Source organism: Kamptonema animale CS-326 (assembly GCF_028330895.1).
Classification (GTDB): domain Bacteria; phylum Cyanobacteriota; class Cyanobacteriia; order Cyanobacteriales; family Microcoleaceae; genus Kamptonema; species Kamptonema formosum.
Genome location: NZ_JAQMUA010000305.1, coordinates 1 through 7746 on the forward strand (window position 1 = coordinate 1; position 7746 = coordinate 7746).

A 7746-nucleotide genomic window follows, 5' to 3' on the forward strand; every position below is an offset into this window, starting at 1 on the left:
CCCCTGCCCCTCTGCCCCCCCGCCCCTCTGCTCCCTCTCTCCCCCGTTCCCCATCCTTAAGATTTCAGCGCTTTTGGGCATTTTGCATCTGTTTATCGCTGTTTTTTACCTTCACTTCTAATCCCAATCGGACTTTTTCTTTTATTTTGCCAGATGCGATCGATCCCTTGGTATACGTCTCTTTGACTCGCCAATGGCAGCACGTCAGTCAAATGCGATCGCTCTTAAATCGGATTCCATCAGATGCCAGCGTAGCTGCGACTAATTATATCGTGCCGCATTTGTCTAGCCGCCGGGAAATTCTCAGGCTTCCGATGTTGGAATTGCGAAATGATGCGCGAGAATTGGTCAAGATGGAATATTTAATTGCTGACCTTTGGCATTTGCAGCAGTATCAAGTAGCGTTTAAACGGGAAAGAGGACAATTGCGTGCGATCGCGCCTATAATCGAGCAGCTTTCTAGTTCTGGAGAGTATGGAATTGTTGGCTTTCAAGATGGGGTAATTTTAATGCAAAAAGGTGCTGTTTCTGAACCTAATTCTGTAACTGAATGGAAAGCTTTTCGTGAACAAATAGAACCCATCTTAAAATGATCCGTTAGGGGCTAGGGGCTACGATGCTCAGGGCTAGGGGAAGAAGGGGAAGGCAGATAGTTCAGCGATTGAAATCGCTACTACACAAACGAAGTCCGCCTACGCGGACTTAAAGAATAAAGGGGGTATTTAAGGTAGATTTAGTATTATATCCAAATTACACTAAAATGGAATGAGTACAGTTAGCAATTAACTCTTTTTACAGTTGTCGCAATGACCACAATGCAGAGATTTAGCTACTTCTTCAAAGCCAAAAGCTTGTAACAAAAATTGCCATCGACACTGACGAGTTGTAAGATACTGAGACATTTGTTGTGCTGCTGTCCGATTGAGTTGTTCGCCAGAGAGCGATCGCGCCGATTTATTGATACTGTAGTTGAAGGGATCTCGCCAATTAAGCTGACCTGAACTGTGCAAAACTGATAAAGCGATCGCACCTTCTGGAAATTGCTTTGAAATTGCTTCAACGTCCCCTTGTAATGGCAGTTTTTTGGCTAATTGTTGAGCTGTCTGATATTGCGATCGCAATTTATCTTCAAAAAATTCTCGCCGCTGCTTATCTTCGGGATATAACCAACCTGTGGGCTCGCTTATTAATGTTAATGCTTCCGCTGGTTTACCATCACGCCCCGCCCGTCCGACTTCTTGAATATACTCTGATAATAGCAGTGGCGCTTGAAAATGTACAACCCATCTAACATTAGATTTATTAATCCCCATCCCAAATGCTGACGTGCAGACAACAAATTGGATATCTCCATTTAACCAAGCTTTTTCTATTTCCCTTCGTTCTTCTGCACTCAATCCAGCATGGTATGCTGCTGTTATATAGCCTTCATCTTCTAGCCACGCTGCTAAACTTTCGCTATCTTTCCTAGTCCGAACATAGATTAACCCAGCTTGTTTTTTTCTAGCGTTAATAAACTTTAATAACTGTTGTCGCCTTCCTCTAGGTGTCCAAACTATTTGAACTCGTAAGTTCAGATTTTCGCGATAGGGATTGAGCAGAAATTTGTCTGGTTTTTGTAGTTGTAAAACCTTCTGAATTGTCTGCTGAGTTTGGGGATCGGCCGTCGCAGTAAAAGCTGCAACTGCAATTTTACTCCCCGCTGGCTTAGATTTTAGTAAGGTAGAGCGAACAGTTCCCAAACGCTGATAAGCTGGTCTGAAAGTTTCACCCCATTGCACTAAACAATGAGCTTCATCTAATATTAAACCATTAATTTGAATCTGCGGCTGGCTGATACTTTCCCAGATGGCTTTACTGAGTAATGTCTCTGGGGATAAATACAGCAATCTTAACTGATTCTGCTGTATTTGTTGCAATGCTTTCTGGCGCTGCTGTGCAGGTAATTGACTGTGAATTAATCCAGCGGGGAGAGAGCGATCGCGCAATTCTTGTACTTGATTTTCCATCAATGCCACCAGCGGCGATATTACTAATGTTAAACCAGTTTGTAACAAGGCTGGCAGTTGAAAACAGATCGATTTACCACCACCTGTAGGCATGATAATTAGGGCATCTTTTCCTGATAGTAGGCTGTGGATGATTTCACCTTGAGGGGTTCTGAAATCTTCGTAGCCCCAGATATTTTGGAAGGCAGCGCGAGCCTGATTTAAAGATACTTCTTCTGGGTAATCTTGCACTTTTGCTTCAAAAATATTGTTAATTATATAATAAACTAAAACTTAGCTATTTCCAACTGTCAGAAAACAGCAATTTACCGCCATTCCCCCTGAAGCGTAAAAGCCGCCCAATAATAAGGAGAACGCCACTTTTCTTGCTTCAACATTTCCAATTGCGCCGCCCTTAATGCCGCCGCTGGTGTTAACCCTTTTTGCAGCATTCCTTGATAGAAACTCGACATTAATATAGCCGTTCCTTCATCGTCTACACTCCACAAACTCACTACCACTCGCTGAGCCCCTGCATACATAAATCCCCGTGTCAATCCTACCATGCCCTCGCCTTGAATGTTCTGCCCTAATCCGGTTTGACAGGCGCTTAAAACTACTAAATCTGCTGATAACTTCAGATTGAAAATATCAGTAAGTCTCAGGAATCCGTTTAAGGGATTGCCCTTTTCATCTACCAGTGACAAGATGATTCCCGATAGTTCCGGGTTAGTGCTATTCGCTAAACCATGAGTGGCAAAATGAATGATTTTATATTGGCTTAGGTTCTGACTGGTTGCTGTGGCGCGGCTGGCTGCAAAATCCAAAGATTCGGTGCGAGAATTAGCTGGTACTAACGCTTGAATGATTTGAGCTTCTTGGCGAGTGAATTTTAAACGGCTCAACTGTATGTTATTGTTGCGGCTAGAGCGGCTTAAACCGAGATTTACTGATTCTATTGCTTGGGGATTGGCGCTATTAGACTGGGTTCTGACTCGTTCATCGTCAGCGCTAAAAACTGGATCGGCAAGCATTGCTAAAGTCCGAGTTGGGGGTTGTCTATCATTGTAGTTTTGTCTTAATATTCCCAAGGTGGAAGCGGAAGGAAGCAGCACAATTTCATGGTTTACAATTAAAGGCGGATTCCGATTTTTACCGGGTGTTTCGGGGAGTGAGAGGGCGGCAAAGGGGAGGTAATTGAGAATGCCATCGCCAACTATCAGCAGGCGTTTTTGACCGAGTTGTGCTGCTACGGGCTGTAAAATAATTTGACTAAGCGTGTTGTTAGCTTCAGCGATTAGATAGGGGATGTTTCGGTAGCGCTGGTTAGTCACAGCATAGCGGAAATTGCGGGTGGCTTTTTCAATGTCGGCCTGTTTGGGCAATTCATAACTGCTGATGCTGGTTTTAGTCACAGCCCAGAGATAGCTGCGCTCTTTCCCTAAAGAATACTGAAGTAAAATTGTATTCTCATCGAGGATTTGTTGTTGAATTTGTGCCAGGGTTAAAGGTTGCGGTTGGGTGAGGGCGGCGTACCGGGGACTGGTGGAGCGGATTTGGGCTTGAATGTCCTGATATTCTCCTAGTAAAGTTTGGCGTTTTTGGTCTAATTCGGCTTTTTCTGCGGGGGTAGAATTGGGGCGGCTTATAGTTTCGATTCGGCGTGTTTCTAAGGCATCGAGTTGCTGTTGTAAATTGCGTTCTCGCTGCAATAATTCCGGGGCGACACCTTGGCGAATATCGGCGTTTGCTTCTTGAAGAAGTTCGAGGAGGCTGCGGGCGCGGGAACTTTCGCTGGCTTCTAAGGCTTTGCGATCGTAACCTGATTTGGGATTGGTTTTGTGCAGTTCCATTAACAGGTGAATGTAGAACTGGTAATAGTCTTGTACCGTGGCAAAGTATGAGATGCGGAGCTCGTCGTTGGTAATTTTGGTGCGGAGGTTTTCGATGATTTTGATGGAGGTTTCAATGTCAGTCAGGGCTGCGATTAAATTGCCTCGATCGCCTTTGATATTAGCCATATTGTAGAGGGTGAGAGCTTCCCCAGGACGATCGCCCACAGCGCGAAACAAAGACAGGGCTTGATTGAAGTATTCTTCGGCTTTCTGCGGTTTTCCCAATTCTGAGTAAATAGTACCTGTATTGTTGAGGGTGAGGGCTTCTCCACGCCGATCGCCCGCTTTTTGTCTCAAATCTAGGGCTTGTTTGTAGTAGTCGAGGGCTTGCTGTTTTTCTCCCAAATCTGAATAGACTAAGCCAATATTGGTGAGGGTAGTTGCTTCCTTAGCCCGATCGCCCATAGCGCGGAATAAGGGAAGGGCTTGGTTAAAATACTCTTTTGCTTTCTGTTTTTCTCCCAAATCTTTGTAGGCTAAGCCGATGTTGTTGAGTGTGGTGGCTTCCGCAGTGCGATCGCCCAAAGATGTGTCGCTGTTTGCGGGTAGGTTCGAGATGTTGCTGAGGTTGATACTTGCTTCAGGGCGATCGCCCATTTCCCGAATTAGGGAAAGGACTTGGTTATAGTAGTCGATGGCTTGCTGTTTCTCTCCCAAAGCATAGTAGACGGCCCCAATGTTGTTGAGGATGACGACTTGTTTAGGGCGATCGGCTAAAGTCCGATTCCAAGAAAGGGCTTGCTTGTAGTAGTTCAGGGCTTGCTGTCTGTCTCCTAATCTATTAGTAATGAAGCCCATTTGATGCAGCGTGTAAGCTTCCTTTTCCCGATTTCTAAGCATTTGATAAAGCGAACGCGCTGCATCAAACTTTTGCAACGCCTCCTGATAAGATGCTGCTGTTTCTTGAGTGAATAATCGCCTAGCTTCCTGCATCAATCGCTCGGCTTCATCTGTTTTTTGATTTAATAGTTGTTTGTTTTTCTGAATTAATCGATCGGCTTCCCCATCCGGGATTGGATTTCTACTGAGATCGAGGTTTGTCAGATTTACCAATCCCGCTAAAGGTTTGATATCTGCGATTTGATTTCTACTGATGTCTAGGGCGGTCAGATTTGTCAATCCCCCTAAAGGTTTGACATCTGTGATTTGATTTGATGCGAGGAAAAGCAGTATCAGATTTGTCAATCCCGATAATGGTTTCACATCTGCAATTTTATTGTCACTTAAATAAAGAAAATTTAACTCAGTCATTCTCGATAAAGGTGTCACATCTACAATTTGATTAGATGCGAGGGACAGCCCTGTTAGATTAGTCAACCCAGCTAAAGGTTTTACATCTACGATTTGATTGGCTTCGAGGAAAAGGTCTGTCAGATTAGTCAGCCCCGATAATGGTTTCACGTCGGAGATTTGATTAAAATTGAGGGTGAGAAATCTCAGATTAGTCAGTCCCGATAAGGGTTGCACATCTGTTATTTGATTTAAACTGAGGTTAAGCTTTCTCAGATTGGTGAACTTTGATAATGGTTTGATATCGACTATTTGATTGCGAATCAGGGAAAGTTCTGTGAGATTACTCAGTGTTTTTTGAGCGCGATCGCACTCTTGGGTTTTTGCTTTTGATAGCAACACCTCCACCGTATGTCTGGTTTCAGGGGTCAAATTCGCTTTGTTTGTACAAAAATCAGCAAAACTTTCAAATGTCTGGGGATTTGGCGCGGCGGCAGATCCCATCAGGATAGTCGCACCTACAGCTAACCCCCAACGCCCCCAAACGCAAAGCATGAGTTTCATAACCACCTGCTCACCAAAGACTTTGTTAATCTATCATAATCGATGTAGGCGAAGTTGCTACTGGTAGCGGTTTAAACCCGTCGGAAAACAGCTATTTACCGCCATTCTCCTTGAAGCGTAAAAGCCGCCCAATAATAGGGAGAACGCCACTTTTCCTGCTGCAACATTTCCAATTGCGCCGCCCTTAATGCCGCCGCTGGCGTTAACCCTTTTTGCAGCATTCCCTGATAGAAACTCGCCATTAATGTAGCCGTCCCTTCATCGTCCACATTCCAGAAACTCACCACCACTCGCTTCACCCCTGCATACATAAATCCGCGTGTCAATCCTACCATCCCCTCACCTTGAATGTTTTGACCTAAGCCAGTTTGACAAGCACTTAAAACCACTAAATCTGCTGATAACTTCAGATTAAAAATATCAGTTAGTCGCAGGAATCCATTTAAAGGATTGCCATTTTTGTCAACTAATGACATTACAATTCCTGACAATTCGGGGTGAACGCTATTAGCTAAACCATGAGTGGCAAAATGAATAATTTTATATTGGCTTAAATTCGGGCTAGTTGCGGTAGCACGGCTGGCATCAAAATCTAAAGATTCAGTGCGAGAATTAGCGGGGAATAATGCTTGAATAATTTCCGCTTCTTGGCGAGTAAAATTTAAACGTGGAAACTGTACGTCATTGTCGCGGCTAGAGCGGCTTAAACCAAGATTTGCTGATTCTATTGCTTGCTGAGTAGCGGTTGAATAACCACTTTTCACTCGTTCATCGTTAGCACTAAAAACTGGATCGGCGAGAATGGCTAAAGTCCTACTAGGGGGTTGTCTATCATTGTAATTTTGTCTTAAACTGGCTAAGGTGGAAGCCGAAGGCAGCAGCACAATTTCATGGTCTACAATTAAAGGCTGATTCGGATTTTGACCAGACTTTTCTGGCAGCGAGAGGGCAGCAAAGGGAAGATAATTCAGAACGCCATCGGCAACTATGAGCAGGCGTTTTTGACCGAGTTGTGCTGCTACCGACTGTAAGATCATTTGACTGATAGCATTGTTAGTTTCAGCTAATCGATTCGGGTTATTTCGGTAGCGCTGCTTAGTGACAGTATCATAGAAATTACGGGCTGTGTTCTCGATATCGGCAGCTTTGGGTAATTCATAACTGGTAATGCTAGTTTTGGATACAGCCCAGAGATAGCTGCGCTCTTTTCCTAGAGAATACTGGAGTAAAATTGTATTGGGATCGAGGATTTGTTGTTGAATCTGTGAAAGGGTGAGGGGTTGCGGTTGGGTGAGGGCGGCGTAGCGGGGACTGGTGGCGCGAATTTGGGCTTGAATGTCCTGATATTGTCCTAGTAAAGTTTGCCGTTTTTGGTCTAATTCTGCTTTTTGTTCGGGGGTAGAATTGGGGCGACTGAGAACTTCTACTCGCCGTTTTTCAATGGCATCAAGTTGTTGTTGTAAACTGCGTTCTTGTTGCAATAATTCTGGGGAAATGCCTTGGCGAATATCGGCATTAGCTTCTTTTAGGAGTTCAAGGAGGCTGCGGGCGCGGGAGCGTTCGCTGGCTTCAAAAGCTTTAGTATCATAACCAGAGTTGAGATTAGTTTTGTGCAGTTGCATTAACAGGTCAATGTAGAACTGGTAATAGTTTTGTACGGTGGCAAAGTAAGAGGTGCGGAGATCGGGGCTGGCAATTTTGGTGCGGAGGTCTTCAATAATTTTGATGGAAGCTTCAATGTTAGTGAGGGCTTCGGTAAGATTACCTTGCTCGCGTTTGGCATAAGCAATGTTGAAAAGACTGAGGGCTTCTCCAACGCGATCGCCTACTACCCGTCTCAGGGAAAGGGACTGGCTGTAATACTCTAGCGCTTTCTGTTTTTCTCCCAATTCTGAGTAGACTAAGCCGATATTGTTGAGGGAGGTAGCTTCCCCAGCGCGATCGCCTACTACCCGTCTCAGGGGAAGGGACTGGCTGTAATACTCTAGCGCTTTCTGTTTTTCTCCCAATTCTGAGTAGACTAAGCCGATATTGTTGAGGGAGGTAGCTTCCCCAGCGCGATCGCCTAC

The 7746-nt window shown here is 44.6% G+C and carries 4 protein-coding genes; 1 reads left to right on the plus strand and 3 read right to left on the minus strand.

All coding sequences use genetic code 11. From position 1 onward, the window contains the following. Positions 1-593, plus strand: a 593-nt coding sequence (locus tag PN499_RS17770) for a DUF2079 domain-containing protein (RefSeq protein ID WP_272033427.1), incomplete at its 5' end; no start/stop codon positions are given. A gap of 189 nt (positions 594-782) precedes the next feature. Here the strand turns inward: PN499_RS17770 and PN499_RS17775 are convergent. The 3 genes from PN499_RS17775 to PN499_RS17785 all read right to left on the minus strand — a co-directional run. Continuing rightward, positions 783-2240 carry a RecQ family ATP-dependent DNA helicase gene (locus PN499_RS17775; RefSeq protein ID WP_272033428.1) on the minus strand — a complete coding sequence of 486 codons (1458 nt, stop codon included), beginning with the start codon at positions 2238-2240 and terminating at the stop codon, positions 783-785. A 74-nt stretch (positions 2241-2314) separates the two neighbouring features. Then, a complete protein-coding gene (locus tag PN499_RS17780) occupies positions 2315-5677 on the minus strand; it encodes a CHAT domain-containing protein (protein ID WP_272033429.1) in 3363 nt (1120 codons plus the stop codon). Between the two features lie 95 nt (positions 5678-5772). After that, the coding region (locus tag PN499_RS17785) for a CHAT domain-containing protein (protein WP_272033430.1) at positions 5773-7746 on the minus strand (1974 nt) is incomplete at its 5' end.